At 64.9% G+C, this 16,289-nt stretch carries 15 protein-coding genes and 1 pseudogene; 9 read left to right on the forward strand and 7 right to left on the reverse strand.

Annotated elements, in window-relative coordinates:
* Window positions 1-38 precede the first annotated feature (38 nt).
* Both JQ617_RS31400 and JQ617_RS31405 read left to right on the forward strand, forming a co-directional pair.
* Complete coding sequence (locus tag JQ617_RS31400; protein WP_212029681.1) at window positions 39-1,268, forward strand: ABC transporter substrate-binding protein; 1,230 nt, start codon at window positions 39-41, stop codon at window positions 1,266-1,268.
* Window positions 1,269-1,458: 190 nt separating this feature from the next.
* Window positions 1,459-2,742, forward strand: a complete 1,284-nt coding sequence (locus tag JQ617_RS31405) for a glycerate kinase type-2 family protein (RefSeq protein WP_212029682.1) — start codon at window positions 1,459-1,461, stop codon at window positions 2,740-2,742.
* Between the two features lie 241 nt (window positions 2,743-2,983).
* Here JQ617_RS31405 and JQ617_RS31410 read toward each other — a convergent pair whose 3' ends face one another.
* Window positions 2,984-3,529, reverse strand: a complete 546-nt coding sequence (locus JQ617_RS31410) for a MarR family winged helix-turn-helix transcriptional regulator (protein WP_212029683.1) — start codon at window positions 3,527-3,529, stop codon at window positions 2,984-2,986.
* A 177-nt stretch (window positions 3,530-3,706) separates the two neighbouring features.
* Here JQ617_RS31410 and JQ617_RS31415 point away from each other — a divergent pair, with 177 nt between their 5' ends.
* Genes JQ617_RS31415 through JQ617_RS31425 form a run of 3 tightly spaced genes read left to right on the forward strand, consistent with a single transcriptional unit; the run spans window position 3,707 to window position 7,249 of the window.
* Entirely contained in the window at window positions 3,707-4,747 is a 1,041-nt protein-coding gene (locus tag JQ617_RS31415) for a branched-chain amino acid ABC transporter permease (RefSeq protein ID WP_186467147.1), read from the forward strand.
* 4 nt (window positions 4,748-4,751) lie between these two features.
* Entirely contained in the window at window positions 4,752-6,521 is a 1,770-nt protein-coding gene (locus JQ617_RS31420; protein WP_212029684.1) for a branched-chain amino acid ABC transporter ATP-binding protein/permease, read from the forward strand.
* On the forward strand, window positions 6,518-7,249 hold the full coding sequence (locus JQ617_RS31425; protein ID WP_063686812.1) for an ABC transporter ATP-binding protein: 732 nt from the start codon (window positions 6,518-6,520) through the stop codon (window positions 7,247-7,249). Before JQ617_RS31420 ends, JQ617_RS31425 begins: the two co-directional genes overlap by 4 nt.
* A gap of 48 nt (window positions 7,250-7,297) precedes the next feature.
* On the opposite strand, the gene JQ617_RS31430 is transcribed toward JQ617_RS31425, so the two are convergent.
* Both JQ617_RS31430 and JQ617_RS31435 read right to left on the reverse strand, forming a co-directional pair.
* Window positions 7,298-7,765, reverse strand: coding sequence for a hypothetical protein (locus JQ617_RS31430; protein WP_212029685.1), 468 nt, complete (start codon window positions 7,763-7,765; stop codon window positions 7,298-7,300).
* Window positions 7,766-7,789: 24 nt separating this feature from the next.
* On the reverse strand, window positions 7,790-8,296 hold the full coding sequence (locus tag JQ617_RS31435) for a Spy/CpxP family protein refolding chaperone (protein ID WP_063687755.1): 507 nt from the start codon (window positions 8,294-8,296) through the stop codon (window positions 7,790-7,792).
* Window positions 8,297-8,427: 131 nt separating this feature from the next.
* On the opposite strand from JQ617_RS31435, the pseudogene JQ617_RS40105 reads away from it, so the two are divergent.
* Window positions 8,428-8,584, forward strand: a pseudogene (locus JQ617_RS40105) (ABC transporter ATP-binding protein); the annotation flags it as partial.
* 44 nt (window positions 8,585-8,628) lie between these two features.
* Here the strand turns inward: JQ617_RS40105 and JQ617_RS31445 are convergent.
* Window positions 8,629-10,179 (reverse strand): winged helix-turn-helix domain-containing tetratricopeptide repeat protein, encoded by a 1,551-nt coding sequence (locus tag JQ617_RS31445; RefSeq protein WP_212029687.1) that lies wholly within the window; start codon window positions 10,177-10,179, stop codon window positions 8,629-8,631.
* A gap of 163 nt (window positions 10,180-10,342) precedes the next feature.
* Between JQ617_RS31445 and JQ617_RS31450 the strand changes: the two genes are divergently transcribed.
* Window positions 10,343-11,314, forward strand: coding sequence for a Bug family tripartite tricarboxylate transporter substrate binding protein (locus tag JQ617_RS31450; protein WP_212029688.1), 972 nt, complete (start codon window positions 10,343-10,345; stop codon window positions 11,312-11,314).
* A 25-nt stretch (window positions 11,315-11,339) separates the two neighbouring features.
* Window positions 11,340-12,356 (forward strand): methyltransferase, encoded by a 1,017-nt coding sequence (locus JQ617_RS31455; RefSeq protein WP_212029689.1) that lies wholly within the window; start codon window positions 11,340-11,342, stop codon window positions 12,354-12,356.
* Window positions 12,357-12,477: 121 nt separating this feature from the next.
* Here JQ617_RS31455 and JQ617_RS31460 read toward each other — a convergent pair whose 3' ends face one another.
* Window positions 12,478-13,101, reverse strand: a complete 624-nt coding sequence (locus tag JQ617_RS31460; RefSeq protein ID WP_212029690.1) for a pyridoxamine 5'-phosphate oxidase family protein — start codon at window positions 13,099-13,101, stop codon at window positions 12,478-12,480.
* Window positions 13,102-13,222: 121 nt separating this feature from the next.
* Between JQ617_RS31460 and JQ617_RS31465 the strand changes: the two genes are divergently transcribed.
* Window positions 13,223-14,107 carry a LysR family transcriptional regulator gene (locus tag JQ617_RS31465; protein WP_212029691.1) on the forward strand — a complete coding sequence of 295 codons (885 nt, stop codon included), beginning with the start codon at window positions 13,223-13,225 and terminating at the stop codon, window positions 14,105-14,107.
* 153 nt (window positions 14,108-14,260) lie between these two features.
* Here the strand turns inward: JQ617_RS31465 and JQ617_RS31470 are convergent, their stop codons facing one another.
* Complete coding sequence (locus tag JQ617_RS31470) at window positions 14,261-14,680, reverse strand: PaaI family thioesterase (RefSeq protein ID WP_212029692.1); 420 nt, start codon at window positions 14,678-14,680, stop codon at window positions 14,261-14,263.
* 262 nt (window positions 14,681-14,942) lie between these two features.
* Entirely contained in the window at window positions 14,943-16,112 is a 1,170-nt protein-coding gene (pobA, locus tag JQ617_RS31475) for a 4-hydroxybenzoate 3-monooxygenase (protein WP_212029693.1), read from the reverse strand.
* Between the last annotated feature and the right edge of the window lie 177 nt (window positions 16,113-16,289).

Below are 16,289 nucleotides of genomic sequence, written 5' to 3' on the forward strand. Positions count from 1 at the left end.
AAGGGACGTACACACACCAAGAAAATAGGGAGATAGGAATGCCCGCTGTCACCGGCAAACTTGCGGCCGCGTCACTGGCGCTCGCGCTCATTGCGGCTTCGGCCTCCACTGCATCGGCCCAGAAGAAATACGATACCGGCGCGACCGATACCGAGATCAAGATCGGCAACATCATGCCCTACAGCGGACCGGCTTCCGCCTACGGCATCATCGGGCGGACCGAAGCCGCCTATTTCAAGAAGATCAACGACGAGGGCGGCATCAACGGCCGCAAGATCAACTACATCAGCTATGACGACGCGTACTCGCCGCCCAAGACGGTGGAGCAGGCGCGCAAGCTGGTCGAGAGCGACGAAGTGCTGTTCATCTTCAACTCGCTCGGCACGCCGCCGAACTCGGCGATCCAGAAATACATGAACTCGAAGAAGGTGCCGCAGCTGTTCGTCGCCACCGGCGCCACCAAGTGGAACGATCCGCAGAACTTCCCGTGGACCATGGGCTGGCAGCCGAACTACCAGAGCGAGACGCAGATCTACGCAAAGTGGCTGCTCAAGAACAAGCCTGACGCCAAGATCGCCGTGCTCTATCAGAACGACGATTACGGCAAGGACTATCTCAAGGGCCTGAAGGACGGCCTGGGATCGAAGGCCGCCTCGATGATCGTGATCGAGGAGAGCTATGAAACCTCCGAGCCGACCATCGACAACCACATCGTCAAGCTGAAGTCGACCGGCGCCGACGTCTTCATGAACATCACGACGCCGAAATTCGCGGCGCAGGCGATCAAGAAGAACGCGGAGATCGGCTGGAAGCCGCTGCACTTCCTCAACAACGTCTCGGCCTCGGTCGGCAGCGTGATGAAGCCCGCCGGCTTCGAGAACGGCCAGGACATCATCTCGGCCGATTACCTCAAGGACGTGTCGGATCCGGAGTGGAATAACGATCCCGGCATGAAGGAATTCCTCGCCTTCATGACCAAGTACTTCCCCGAAGGCGACAAGCTCGACAAGGGCACCATCGTCGGCTACGCGGTGGCGCAGACGCTGGTCCAGGTGCTGAAGCAGTGCGGTGACAATCTCACCCGCGAGAACATCATGAAGCAGGCCGCGAGCCTGAAGGACTTCCGCACCGAGGCACTGCTGCCGGGCATCCAGATCAACACCGGCCCGAACGATTTCGCCCCGATCAGCCAGCTCCGCCTCGAGAAGTTCAAGGGCGAGCGCTGGGAACTGTTCGGCGACGTGATCAGCGCCGACGTCGGCGGCTAGCAAGGCACAAATGCGACGATAACAAGCCCCCTGCGAAATGATCGCAGGGGGCTTTGCTTTCGCCGATTATGATCACGCGATTGCACAATCGAATGATGGTAAAGCCTGCTTACGCTTTGGCGCATGATGCGCTAGGCATGTGACTGGCGGCCTCGCCGCCCCTGCTTCCGTCCGCTCAAGGCTTTTCGTCATGACCGACCGACGTCCCCTGCTCCGCGCGCTCTACGACGCCGCCGTTGCCGCCGCCCATCCGAACACGATCCTGGCGCCTCATTTGCGCCCCGCACCCAAAGGACGCGTGATCTGTCTCGCGGCGGGCAAGGGCGCGGGCGCGATGGCCGCGGCCGCGGAGCGGCATTATCTCGACACGCTCAAGCTCGCGCCGGAGCGCCTCGTCGGCATTGCCACCACGCGTCACGGCTATGGCGTGCCGACGCGCCGCATCCGCGTGGTCGAAGCCGGTCATCCCGTGCCTGACGAGGCCGGCCTCAAGGGCGCGGCCGACACGCTCGCGCTCGCGGGCGAGGCCGGCCCCGACGATCTCCTGCTGGTGCTGCTCACCGGCGGCGGTTCGGCGAACTGGATCGCGCCCGTGGACGGCATCAGCTTTGCGCAGAAGCAGGCGGTCAACAAGGCGCTGCTGCGCTCGGGCGCGCCGATCGGCGAGATGAACGTCGTGCGCAAGCATCTTTCGCGGATCAAGGGCGGCCGTCTTGCGCGCGCCGGCAAAAATGCCGCCGAGATCGTCACGCTCGCAATCTCCGACGTGCCGCATGACGATCCCTCCGCGATTGCCTCCGGCCCCACCGTCCCCGATCCGACCACGCTGGCCGACGCCCGGGCGATCGTCGCGAAGTACAAGCTCGCGATCGACGACGCCGTGCGCCGCGCGCTCGACGATCCCACCAATGAAAGCGCCAAGCCCGGCGATGCCGCCTTCGCGCGCGCCTCGTTCGAGCTGATCGCGCGGCCCAAGCAATCGCTGGACGCGGCGGTGAAGCTCGCGAAGGAGGCGGGCTACGAGACCATCGACCTCGGCGCCGATCTCGAGGGCGAAGCGCGCGAGGTCGCGGCCGAACATGCCAAGCTGGCGTTGCAAGCCCGCGCGCAAGGCAAGCGCATCGCGATCCTCTCCGGCGGCGAGCTCACGGTCACCGTGCGCGGCAATGGCCGCGGCGGCCCCAACCAGGAATACGCGCTGGCGCTGGCCGCGCTGCTCAAGGACACGCCCGACATCTCGGCGCTCGCCGGCGACACCGACGGCGCCGACGGCGGCGCCGGCCACCCGACCGACCCCGCCGGCGCGCTGATCGACGCTGCGACGTTCGCGAAGATGAAGGCGCAGGGGCTGCAGCCGCAGGCTTATCTGGACAACAACGACGCGACGACGTTCTTCGAGGCGACGGGGGATCTGCTGCAGCCGGGCCCGACGCTGACCAACGTGAATGATATTCGCGTCATCCTCGTGGATTGAGCCCCAGACGTCTCCTTCGTCATGGCCGGGCGTGACCCGGCCATCCACGCGCCGCCGCACGCTGGGACGAACGTGGATGCCCGGGACAAGCCCGGGCATGGCGGCGGATAGAGGGCGAACCCGCTGACGATGTCATTCCCCGCGCAGGCGGGGAATCCAGTATGCCGCGGCTTCTCGGCTCCTGCCGCACCGTCTCTGGAATACTGGATCGCGCGGTCGAGCCGGGCGATCACAGTGGGGCTCAAAACTCGTTGGCGATCTTCGAGAGCATCTCGATCAGGGCCTCGCGGTTGGCCTGGCCGAGCAGGTCGTTGAGCCGCGCCTCGTGCTTGGTGGCGACGAGCTTTTTCGCCCGCGCCAGCACGGCCTTGCCCTTGTCGGTCAGGACCAGGATGTGCGAGCGGCGATCGTTGGTGGAACGGATTCGCGCGCAAAGGTCGCGGCTTTCGAGATTGTCGAGCATGGCCACGAAATTCGGCCTGAGGATGCCGAGCGTCGAGGCGATCTCGGTCTGGTTACGGCCGGGATTCTTCTCGACCAGCAGCAGCACCGAGAACTGCGCCGGCGTCAGCTGCAGCGAGGCCATGCAGCGCAGGAAGTTCTCGAACACCTTGAGCTGCGCACGTTTCAGGACATAGCCGAGCTGTTCGGACAGCTCCCCGAGCTGGAGGGCTTCGGCAGACCCCTGACCCTGGGGCTCGCCCGAATCCTTGCGGCCCTTGGCCGCGTCGGCGGGCTTTTCGGAGGACTTCTCAGCGGTCTTTTCCGCGCTCTTGGAAACGGTCATCGCCTCGTGCTCGTAATCCCGCTAAATTCGGGACGGGTCGTTCCCCACCCTTGATGTTATATTTGATAATTGTTATGGACCATATCAAATATCGTCAGCGTATTTCAATGGCTGTGAGGGGACCATCCACCGCAATTGCGGCGGCCGGTCCCTTATCTTGAGGGGGAGCGTCCGGTCTTGAACACCACCATCATGCTGTTCCTGGTGCAGGACGGCATCACCAATGGCGCGATTTACGCGCTGCTCGGGCTGGCGCTGGTGCTGGTGTTCGCCGTCACCCGCGTCATCCTCATCCCCCAGGGCGAATTCGTCACCTACGGCGCGCTGACCTATGCCTCGCTGGCGGCCGGCCAGATGCCGGGCACCGCCAAGCTCGCGCTGGCGCTGGGCATCGGCGCCTTCGCCTTCGACCTGTTCGTGGCGCGCAAGGCGCTGCATGGGCGGCTGGTCGTCCGCAGCTTCGTCACCAACATCGTGCTGCCGGCGATCGTGCTGGCACTGACCATCTACTTCGCCGCGCAGAAGCCGCCGGTCGCGATCAGCATCGCGCTGTCGCTGGTGATCGTCGCGATGATCGGCGTGTATCTCTACCGCATCGCCTTCCAGCCGCTGGCGCACACCTCCGTGCTGGTGCTGCTGATCGCATCCGTCGGCGTCCACCTCGCGCTGCAGGGACTTGGCCTGCTGTTCTTCGGCGCCGAAGGTCAGCGCGGACCTGCCGTGCTGTCCGGCGCGTTCACCGCCGGCGCACTGCGCTTCACCGGCCAGAGCATCACCGTCTACGCCATCACCATCGCCTTCATCGTCGGGCTCTGGCTGTTCTTCGGCCTGACGCTGTACGGCAAGGCGCTGCGCGCCACCGCCGTGAACCGGCTGGGCGCGCGGCTCGCCGGCATCCGCACCACGCTGTCGGGGCAGATCGCCTTCCTGCTGGCCTCGGTCATCGGCGCGCTCTCGGGCATCATGATCGTGCCGATCACGACGCTCTATTACGACTCCGGCTTCCTGATCGGCCTGAAGGGCTTCGTCGCCGCGATCATCGGCGGGCTCGTCAGCTATCCCCTCACCGCCGTCGCGGCGCTGGTCGTCGGCATCGTCGAGGCGTTCTCGTCCTTCTATGCCTCCAACTACAAGGAAGTGATCGTCTTCATGCTGCTGATCCCCGTGCTGCTGCTGCGCTCGCTCGCCGCGCCCGCGGTCGAGGAAGAGAAGGACTGAGCGCATGCAGAGCCGGCTTCCCATCCTCGTCTTCGCGCTGGTCATGGCGGCGATCCCGTTCGTGCCGGGCATGCCGCCGTTCTGGATCGTGCTGCTCGACAATATCGGCCTTGCGGCCCTCGTGGCGATGGGCCTCGTGCTGCTGACCGGCGTCGGCGGCCTGACCTCGTTCGGTCAGGCAGCGTTCGTCGGCTTCGGCGCCTACACCACGGCCGTGCTCACGACGGCCTATGGCCTGTCGCCCTGGCTGACGCTGCCGCTGTCGCTCGTGGTCAGCGGATCGCTGGCGGTGCTGCTCGGGCTGATCACGGTCCGCCTCTCCGGCCATTATCTGCCACTCGGCACGCTCGCCTGGGGCCTCGGCCTGTTCTACCTGTTCAGCAAGCTGGAATTCCTCGGGCGCAACGACGGCATCTCGGCAATCCCGCCGCTGTCGATCGGCACGTTCAAGATGCTCTCGCCCGGCTCGATCTATTACGCGATCTGGGTCGCGGTGATCCTCTCGGCGTTGCTGACCATGAACCTCCTGGACTCCCGCACCGGCCGCGCCATCCGCGCGCTGCGCCGCGGCCATGTCGCGGCCGAGGCCTTCGGGGTGCATACGCCACGGGCAAAATTGCTGGTGTTCATCCATGCCGCCGTGCTCGCCGGACTTTCGGGCTGGCTCTACGCCCATCTGCAGCGCGCGGTGAACCCGACGCCGTTCGGCGCGCAGGCCGGCATCGAATATCTCTTCATCGCCGTGGTCGGCGGCGCCGGCTATGTCTGGGGCGGCGTCCTGGGCGCGGCGATCGTCGTGGTGCTGAAAGAGGTGCTGCAGAGCTATTTGCCGCTGATCCTGCCGGGCTCCGGCCAGGTCGAGACCATCGTGTTCGGCATCATGCTGGTGGCGCTGCTGCAGCTTGCGCCCGGCGGCCTCTGGCCCTGGCTGATGTCGTTCCTGCCCGAGCGGACCAGCGGCAGGAAGCCGGATACCTCGCTGAAGCTCGAACAGCGCAGCCGCGCGCCCGCCGAGGCCGGCGTGCTGCTCCAGGTCGAGAAAGCGCGAAAGCAATTCGGCGGCGTGGTTGCGGTCAACAACGTTTCCTTCGACGTCCAGGCCCGCGAGATCGTCGCCCTGATCGGGCCGAACGGCGCCGGCAAGAGCACCACCTTCAACCTGATCACCGGCGTGCTGTCGGCGACATCAGGCTCGATCTCGGTGCTCGGCAGGAAGGTCGACAAGGCGCCGCCGCAGGAGATCGTCAAGCTCGGCATTTCCCGCACGTTCCAGCACGTCAAGCTGGTCCCCGACATGACCGTGCTGGAGAACGTCGCGATCGGCGCGCATCTGCGCGGCCATTCCGGCCCGATCGCCTCGATGCTGCGTCTCGATCGCGCCGACGAGGCCAAGCTGCTGGCGGAAGCCGCCCGCCAGATCGAACGCGTCGGCCTTGCCGACCAGATGCACCAGCTCGCAGGTTCGCTCTCGCTCGGCCAGCAGCGCATCGTCGAGATCGCGCGCGCGCTGTGCGTCGATCCGATGCTGCTGCTGCTCGACGAGCCGGCCGCGGGCCTGCGCCACATGGAGAAGCAGCGGCTTGCCGCGCTGCTGCGCGAATTGCGCGACGGCGGCATGTCCGTGCTTCTGGTCGAGCACGACATGGGCTTCGTGATGAACCTTGCCGACCGCATCGTGGTGCTCGATTTCGGCACCAAGATCGCCGAGGGCACGCCCGCCACGATCAAGACCAATCCCGAAGTGATCAAGGCCTATCTCGGAGTGGCGGCATGAGCGCGCTGTTGTCCGTCACCGACGCCCATGTCGCCTATGGCAAGGTCGAGGCCGTGCGCTCGGTCTCGCTTGAGGTCGGCCAAAACCAGATCGTCACCATCGTCGGCGCCAACGGCGCCGGCAAGACCACGCTGCTCTCGGCCATCATGGGCATCCTGCCGCTGAAGGGCCGCGTCGCCTTCGCCGGTCAGGATCTCGCCCGACTCGACATCGAGGACCGCGTCGCGATGGGGCTCGGGCTCGTGCCGGAGCACCGCGAATTGTTCGTGACCATGAATGTCGAGGACAATCTCGAGTTAGGGGCCTTCCGCATCGAGCGGAGCAAGGCGAAAGCCTCGATGGAGCGGGTCTACACGCTGTTTCCGCGGCTGAAGGAGCGGCGCAAGCAGCTCGCCGGCACGCTCTCCGGCGGCGAGCAGCAGATGCTGGCGATGGGCCGCGCGCTGATGGGCGAGCCGAAGCTCCTGATGCTGGACGAGCCGAGCCTCGGCCTCGCCCCGATCATCGTCGCCGACATCTTCCGCATCGTCACCGAGCTGCGCGCGGCCGGCGTCTCGGTGCTGCTGGTCGAGCAGAACGCGCAGGCCGCGCTGAAGATCGCGGACCAGGCCTATGTGATGGAGCTCGGCGAGTTCGTGCTCAGCGGCAAGGCGAGCGACATCGCCGCGAACGAGCGCGTGGCGGCGAGCTATCTCGGCTTCCAGCACGAAGGCGCGAGCGTGTTGTAGTCTTGCACGCTCGGACGGCGTGACAGGCACCGTCCGAGCGCGCGCGGCTCAATAGTTCTGGTAGGGGTACTGACCCGGACAGACCCAATTGCCGTAGGTGTCGTAGGTACAATTGCTGTTGTTGTAGGAACCGTAGGCGCCATAGGCAGCAGCGGCTCCTACGGCGGCGGCGCCGTAGCCCCAGCCCGGGCGATAGCCGCCACCATAGCCCGGATAGCCTGCGACCGGCCGGCCCGGACGGCCGGCAATCGGACGACCCGGATACCCCGGTCGTCCCGCGATGGGATGCGAAGGCCGAGGCCCTCCGGCCACGCGATGGCCGCGTCCAGCGTAGCCGCCACCGCGATGGATGCCGCCGGCATGCATCCCGCCGTGGAAGCCGCCGGCGCGCATGCCGCCTCCGCCGCCGCGGACCCCGCCACCGCCGCCGCCACGTCGGGCGAATGCGTCATCCGGAATGAGACTGACCGTGAGCAAAACGAGTGCTGCCAATGCAACCAGGATATATCGAAGCATGATGTGCCTCCATGGAGCGCGCCACTAGTCGTCGTCGTCTTCCGCTTCGCTATGATGCTCGATCGCATCCCGCGCGCCGCGCATGGCGACATAGGAGACGAACGCCATCCTTCTCTTCTGATCTGGAGTCAGTGTTTTGTAGAGAGGATCCCAGGCGTCGGCGAGCTTCTTGAGGTCCGCCCCGCGTTGAACCAGCAGATCGGCCCTGCGTTGCATCAGCTCGACCGGATTCCGCTCATTGAGAGCATCCATCGGGCCGTTGTCGTGCAACTGAGCAATTCGCTCCAGCCTTGCCTGCCGATTCTTCGCTCTCGCGCGAATCGCTTCCTCGACCGCTGGCCAGTATTTCTCCTGTTCGGCTGTCATCTGCAGGGCGGCCTTGACGATGCCGACACGCATATCCGTCAAGCTATTCATGTCAGCGGCGCTGGGTTGCCGCATTCCGACGGTGACAGACGTCTCCGCTGCATAGGCAAGAGGCGACGTCGTCAGAAGAATTGCAATCGCCGCAACGGCTGCTTTCTTCGTCATCGCGATCTCCATTATCTTGCTTTGCCCCACGGCAAAATATCGCGCGTGTCGATCGCGGATTGATCTAGGTCAAGCATGAATCGTTCAATATGAACGTGGTCCTGACCATTGCCGACCATTCTCGCGTGTGAGAGATGGTCGCGCAGGCCGCGCTGAAGATCGCGGACCAGGCCAATGTGATGGAACTCGGCGAGTTCGTGCTCAGCGGCAAGACCAGCGACATCGCGGCAAATGAGCGGGTAGCGGCGAGCTATCTCGGCTTCCAGCGAAGGCACGAGCGTGATCTGATTCCGCTTGCGTTCCTCTTCCGGGGAGGCAAGCGAGCATGCGTTTCATTCCCGGGGAAGTCCCGCCTTGCGCAGGCCCTCGGCGATCCTCTCCCGCTGGATCAGGCACGTTGGATGATCCGTCGGCGAACTCTGGTGAAATCGAGCCACGCTGAAATTCGGATCGAGGGCAAGCCCTGCCCGCACGGACGCCCGCGCCTCCTCGATGCGCCCGAGATGGGCGAGCGCCGCAGCGAGAAAGAAGTGGACGAACGGTGCAATATTCCGATTGGTCTCGACTGATCGCCGGAACCATTGAACCGCGGCTTCGTCCGCTCCGAGATATGACTGCGCGACGCCTGCTGTATTCAACCAGGACGAGGCCTTTTGGTCGCGGGGGGAGAGACGAAACGCTTCCGCGATGTGGGCTTCGGTCTCTTCGGCGCGACCGAGATTGCACTTGCCAAGTCCGATCCAGGCATGGGCGGTGGCCAGGTTCCGATCCAGCGCCAGGGCTCGCTCACATTCGGCGATGCCCTCGACGGCGCGCTTTGTGAAGATCTGGACCACGCCCATCAGGCAATGGGCCCTCGCATGACTGGGCGTACGGGCAATGATTCCGGCCAGCGATGTCTCGACCGCCCGCAGAGGTTCTCGGCGGTCGATCAGCATGGACGTCGCTCGCATGGTATCGACGTCGGCCATGCCCACCATGGCCTCGATGTTCGCGGCATCCAGGCGAAGAGCCTGCTCGAAATACGGGCGCGCCTGCGACAGGCTCGCCGGATCCGTTCCGCGATTGAGGTAGCCCATGCCCTGGAAGTACAAGTCCATCGAATCCGGATGCGGTGCCCGGGCGGCGCGCCGCGCCTCCGCCGTGACGAGCTCCGTTCCGAGTTGGTTGGCGAGACGGGCGCCAATCTCGTCCTGCATGTCGAAGAGGTCGGCAACCTGCTTGTCGAAACGTTCTGCCCATAAATGACTGCCGGTTTCGGCGTCGATGAGCTGGGCGTTGATACGCATCCGTGCCCCCACCCGCTGCACCGAGCCTTCGAGCACATAGCGAACGCCGAGCTCGCGCCCGACCTGCTTCAGATCGACGTGCCGTTCCCTGTAAGCGAAGGCGGTATTGCGGCCGATCACGAAGACGCCCGCCAGCCGAGAGAGATCGGTGGTCAGGCTCTCGGTCACGCCGTCGACGAAATAATCTTGCGCGGGATCGGGGCTCAGATTGGCAAAGGGCAGAACAACGAGCGATGGCTTGCGCGCCGCGGAACCGGTCGTGCCGGCGACAATGACCGCCGTCGGCGCTTCGCGCACCGCCGCGACGAACCGAACACCCTTGCGCGGAAATGTCTTGATGAGGCGCTGCTTGTCTCCGGAATCGCCGATCGCTTTCCGCGCCGCGTTGAGGCACGTGGTCAGGGCGACGTCCGAGATGGCGCGGCCCTGCCAGATGGCGTCGACGAGGTTGTCCTTGGTGACGACGCGATCGCGATTGCAGACCAGATAGGCAATCAGGTCGAACACCTGCGGCGCGATGGAAATGCCCGACGTTCCGCGGCAAAGCTCGCGTCGCTCCGTGTCGAGTGAACAATCGTCAAAGAGATAGCGCAAATCACTTCCCCGCACGTGCGGTCGATCGCTGAAATCCGCCGAACAGAGAATAAGCCGACGCTAAGGAAAAAGTAAGCCGGCGACCAAGCCGGCAGGTCCCCACCATGATAAAACCGAAGGTAGAACCCGCGTGGAAACGCCGGATCGCTCGAGGAGACAGGTGATGATCACACGCCGCGACATATTGACCGCGTCGGCTGGTTTCGCGATCTCCGCCACTTATGGCGCGACGCCGGCGCTTGCGCAGCCAAGAACCTTGCATATCCTGACAACCAGCACGCCGGGGCTGCTCGACGCGATGGCGCGGCTGCTGGCCGACCAGATGGGCGGCTATGCGGCGACCATCGTGGTCGAGAGCCGGCCCGGCGCAGCCGGACGCATCGCAGTGGAGGCGGTAAAGACCGCCGAGCCCGACGGGTCCGTCATGTTGTTCGCACCGCTCGGCTTCATGATGTTGTTTCCGCACATCTACAAGGCGCTGAGATACCAGCCGCGCGATTTCACGCCGGTGTCGACGGTAGGCTCGGCGCCCGCCTTTCTGACCGTGGGGCCGAAAGTGCCCACCGACGTCAGGACGGTTGCAGACTTTGTCGCCTGGTGCCGGGCCAATCCGCAACTCGCCACCTACGGCACGCCGGGCGTCGGAACCACGCTGCATTTTCTCGGCATGATGCTCGGCCGCAGCGCCGGCTTCGAATTTCTTCACGTGCCCTATCAGGGTGTCGGGGCGATTTACGATCTAGCCAAGGGTGTGATCGCGGCAGCCCTGATGCCGATCGGTAGCTCGCTTGGACTGGTCCAATCCGGCGATCTACGCGCGCTGGCAACGACGGGGCCGCGCCGCAGCCAGTTCGCTCCGGCGGTGCCGACGGTGAGGGAAGTCGGATACCCGGCGCTCGAGGATCTCACATGGTTCGGCTTCTTCGTTCCAGCGAAGACGGCGCCCTCGATCGTTGCAAAGCTCAATGCCGCGATCCAGGCGGCCTTGTCCACCAACGAGGTCAGGGCTGGCATGGAAAAGCTCGCCGTCGATCCCCAGACGATCGCCATGGGGGATTTCGTCCAACTGATCGCATCCGAATCCGACCGGTGGAAGGCGATCGTGCAAGAAACGGGGTTCGTTCCAGCCGATTGAATTCGGCACAGACAGAGGGAAACACATGAGCTGGCAAGCATCCGTGCATGATCTCGTGCAATCCCATCGCATCACCGCTGTGATCTATGCGGCCGCGAAGCTCGATCTCGCGGAGGCTATCGGCGATAGCGAGAAATCGGTGGCCGAACTCGCTCGGCTCGTGTCCGCCGACGAGGGAGCGCTGCGCAGACTGCTTGTCGGCCTGACAACGCTCGGCCTCTGCAAGCAGCTTGGAGGGGACCGGTTCGCCATGACCGATCTCGGTCGTCAACTCGACGCGGCAGCAGAGCCATCCTTTAAAGACTGGGTTCTTTTCGAGGGCGAGATGCTCGCGCAATCCTGGAGCGGATTGGTCGAATCGGTTCGCACCGGAAGAACCGCAACGCAGCTTCGCGGTGACGGTGACGACCGCTATGCCGCGACAGGCCAGGCGACGGAATGGACGCGCCGGTTCAACGCTGCAATGGTCAACCTCACGCGGACCATCGTTCCAAGGATCGTTGCAGCCCATGATTTCGCGGCTTCGCGTGTCGTGATGGATGTCGGCGGCGGCACCGGGGAGTTGATCGGCGGCGTGCTCCAGCGCATCCCTCATGTCAAGGGCATCGCCTTCGATCTCGCGCGCTGCGAGGCGGACGCGCACGCACATTTCGACCGGCTTGGCATCACCGACCGTTGCAGGTTCGTCGCCGGCAGTTTCTTCGAGAAGATCCCTGATGGCGCCGACACCATCATGATGAAGAGCATCATTCACAATTGGAATGACGACCGCTGTGCCGTCATTCTGCGCAATTGCCGGGACGCGCTGCCGCCCGGCGGGACGCTGATCGTCATCGAGCGGATCATGCCGGAGCACGCCACGATGGACCCCCAGGACCGTTCCTGCGTGATGAGCGACCTCAACATGCTTCGTGGACCCGGGGGTCGAGAGCGTACCGAAGATGAGTATCGCAGGCTCGTCATCCCGGCAGGCTTCGCGTTCACGGGAACCACCAGCATCGGCCCGTTCAGTCTGATCAAGTTCGAGCGAGCGAGTGGCTGATGCTTTCCGCCATGTTCGCGACGCGCTGACCCACCGATTGTCCCGCCGGCAGGTGCTTCACCGCCGACGGCAAGCCACCCTCTGCCAGAAAGCAGATTGCATCAGACGCGCGGACTCAAAGTCAGCCCGCCGTCTTCTCATTCTTCAACGCCGCGACCTCCGCTTCCAGTTCCGCGATCCGCTGGTCCCGCGCCGCCAGCGCGGCGGCCACATCAGGCGCGTCGAACTTCTGCGGGATGTGCTGCGGGCAATTGGTGTCCCAGGCCGCGATCTTGAACAGGATCACCTGCTCGGGCCGGGCGCGGTAACCCTTCGGCATCAGCGAGGTCGTCAGCGCCTCGTCGTCCTCGACCACGCGCGCCTCGCCCCAGATCTTCACCCGGCGGCGGTGGGCGTAGTCCATGACGAAGATGTAGGCCTTGGGGTTCTCCGACAGGTTTCCTTGCGTGATGTATTGCCTGTTGCCGGCGTAGTCGGTGAAGGCCAGCGTCTGCTTGTCCAACACCTTGAGAAAACCCTTCGGGCCGCCGCGGTGCTGGATGTAGGGCTGGCCGTCGGCCGAGGCCGTCGCAAAGTAGAAGCTGTTGGCGTCGGCCAGGAACGCGGCGAGGTTCTCGTCGACCTCGGTGCGCCATCCCCGCTGCTCGGCCTGGGCATAGCCTTCACGCGATCCCTTTCGGGTCTGGATCGATTTCACCGCCGGCGAGAAGGCGACGTCGCTGGCGTAGGTGTGGGTTGCCGTCATCGGAACATCTCCTGGATTCCGGCGCATTGCTGCGTCTTTCGACCCCTAATCTGGACCTTTCCGCTGCTAAAACAATCGAGCGGCTTGACACTTCATCGTTGCAATATATGCAATAATGGCCATGGATCGCCTGGACGCCATGCACGTCTTCATCACCGTCGCCGATCTGCGCGGCTTTGCGCCGGCAGCGCGAAAGCTGCGCCTGTCACCCTCGGCGGTGACGCGGATGATCGCGGCGCTGGAGGAGCATCTCGGCGCCCGGCTGCTGCAGCGGACCACGCGGCAGGTGGCGCTCACCGACGTCGGCACGCGCTATCTGGAGCGCGCGCGGCGCATCCTCGCCGATGTCGAGGAGGCCGACGGCTCCGCCCGCGAGGAGCGCAACCGGCCGAGCGGGCGGCTGGTCGTGTCGGCGCCGCTCGGCTTCGGCCGCCTGCATGTCGCGCCGGTCATGACGGCGTATTTGAAGCGCTATCCCGAGGTTACCGCCGAGCTCAGGCTGTCGGACAACCTCGTCAATCTCGTGGAAGACGCCGTCGATGCCGCTGTGCGGATCGGCCATCTCGCCGATTCCTCGCTGGTGGCGCGCCAGATCGGCGAGATGCGGCGGATCGTTGTCGCCACGCCCGGTTATCTGAAACGCCATGGCGAGCCGAAGACGCCGGAGGACTTGCTCGCGCATCAGACCATCGCGTTCGGCCCCTCCACGATCTGGCGCTTCGTGCAGGACGGCCGTGACATCGAGGTGACGCCGAACCCGCGCTTCGCCAGCAACAGCGCCGACGCCGCCCTGCAATATGCCGAGGCTGGCGGCGGCGTGACCCGCGTGCTGGCCTATCAGGCCGCCGAGGGGCTGAAGCGCGGGCGCCTGAAGATCGTGCTCGCAAAATACGAGCAGCCGGCGCTGCCGATCCACATCGTCTACCCGACTTCGCGCCTGCTGTCGGCGAAGGTGCGCGCGTTCATCGATCTGGTGGTGGAGACGGCGGAGTGGCGGTTTGGGTAGGTCTCGTGCCCCGGACGCATCGCAGCACGCAGTGATGCGATGCAGAGCCGGGGCCTAGAGGCGACACAGCATCCTGTCGAGACATGGGTCCCGGCTCTGTGCGCCAGCGTTGCACGCTGCAGCGCGTCCGGGACACGGAGAGAGCGCGCGAGGCTACCCCTTCTTCGGCACCACCCGGAACGTTCCGCTGGCCCGCGCGATCACGGCGTCGTCGGCTTTCACCAGGCACTGCGCGAAGCAGATCGTCTTGCCGGTCTTGATCACGTCGCTCTCGATCGAGCACCACTGGCCGATCTCGGCGGAGCCGGCGAAATCGACCGTGAGCGAGACCGTCACGAACGACGTCGTCCAATCCGTCGCCTGCGCGCAGCTATAGCCCATGGCATTGTCGGCGAGCGCCGCGATGAGGCCGCCATGGATCAGGCCCCGGCCATTGGTGTGCGGCTTGGCCAATCGCAAGCCGATGACGACGGCCTTCTCGGTCTTCTTTGCGTAGAGCGGCTCCCAGGGCTCGGTGAGCGGGCTCTTGCGGAACAGCGGCTCGAAGCCGTCGGGGATGTCGGTGCCGGTCATGATGATCTCGCGTTGCCGTGTTGGCAGCATTGAACGCGATGTGGATGACAGTTTCACCGCCTACAAAGTTTTAAACGGGATTTGCGCGGGTGTTTGAAATGGGTGGGGCTGTCGCCGCACGACAACTGTCATGCCCCGCGAAGGCGGGGCATCCAGTACTCCGAGACGGCGCGGCTGGAATCGAGCCGCTGCGGCGTACTGGATCACCCGCCTTCGCGGGTGATGACAGCCTGCCCCACACTACGGCACCAACTTCGTCGCCCTAGAACGGCAAGCCCACGTAATTCTCCGACAGCGACGTCATCGCGGCTTGCGACTGCGTGACGTAGTCGAGCTCGGCGAGCTGGATGCGCGCGCCGATGGTGCCGGTGTCGGGGAATTTGTGCAGCATCGAGGTCATCCACCAGGAGAAGCGCACGGCTTTCCAGACCCGCGCCAGCGCCTTGGCCGAGTAAGCATCGATCCCGGCACTCGACTTCTCATCGTAGAATTCGCGCAGCGCGCTCGACAGATAATGCGCGTCGCTGGCGGCGAGGTTCAGGCCCTTGGCGCCGGTCGGCGGCACGATGTGGGCGGCATCGCCGCACAGGAACAGTTTGCCGAAGCGCATCGGCTCGGCGACGAAGCTGCGCAGCGGCGCGATGCTCTTCTCGATCGAGGGGCCCGTGACGAGGCTGTCGGCGGCCTCCTGGTCGAGCCGGCTTTTCAGCTCGTCCCAGAAGCGGTCGTCCGGCCACTGGTCGACATGGTCGTCGAGCGAACACTGCACATAGTAGCGGCTGCGCTTCATCGAGCGCATGGTGCAGAGCGCAAAGCCTCTCGCGTGGTTGGAATAGATCAGCTCGTGGCTGACCGGCGGCGTCTCGGAGAGAATGCCGAGCCAGCCGAACGGATAGACCCGCTCGAACTCCTCGATGGCCGTGGCCGGAACGCTGGCGCGGCTGACACCGTGAAAGCCGTCGCAGCCGGCGATGAAATCGCAATCGAGCGTATGGGTGACGCCGTCCTTCACATAGGTTACGCGCGGGTGACTGCCGTCGAAGTCCAGCGGCTGCACGTCCTTGGCTTCGTAGACCGACACGAGGCCTGCGGCCTTGCGCGCATTCATCAGGTCGAGCGTGACCTCGGTCTGGCCGTAGATCGTCACCGTCTTGCCGGTGGCGGCCTTCATGTCGATGCGATGGCGGCGGCCGGAAAAGGCAAGCTCGATGCCCTCATGCACCAGGCCTTCGGCATGCGCCCGCGCGCCGGCGCCGATCTGGTCCAGCAGCGCGACGGTTCCTTCCTCGAGCAGGCCGGCGCGGATGCGGCCGAGCACGTAATCCGGGCTCTGCCGCTCCAGGATCACGTTGTCGATGCCATAGGCGTGCAGCAGTTGCCCAAGCAACAATCCGGCCGGACCGGCCCCGATGATTGCGACTTTTGTCCGCAATACTTGCTCCTCCCGATTTTGTAGAGTGCGGCGCGGTCGCGCTTGTCGCGTCGATCCGCAGACGATAATTATATCATATAATCGTTGGGCAAAAGGGGAGGCTGGCCGCCCTGGCGGCGACAAATCCATGCAACACGGCTGACGTAGATGTCGCGCCAGTTCCGGCTTGAACGCGCC

The organism is Bradyrhizobium sp. KB893862 SZCCT0404, from assembly GCF_018130885.1.
Lineage (GTDB): Bacteria > Pseudomonadota > Alphaproteobacteria > Rhizobiales > Xanthobacteraceae > Bradyrhizobium > Bradyrhizobium stylosanthis.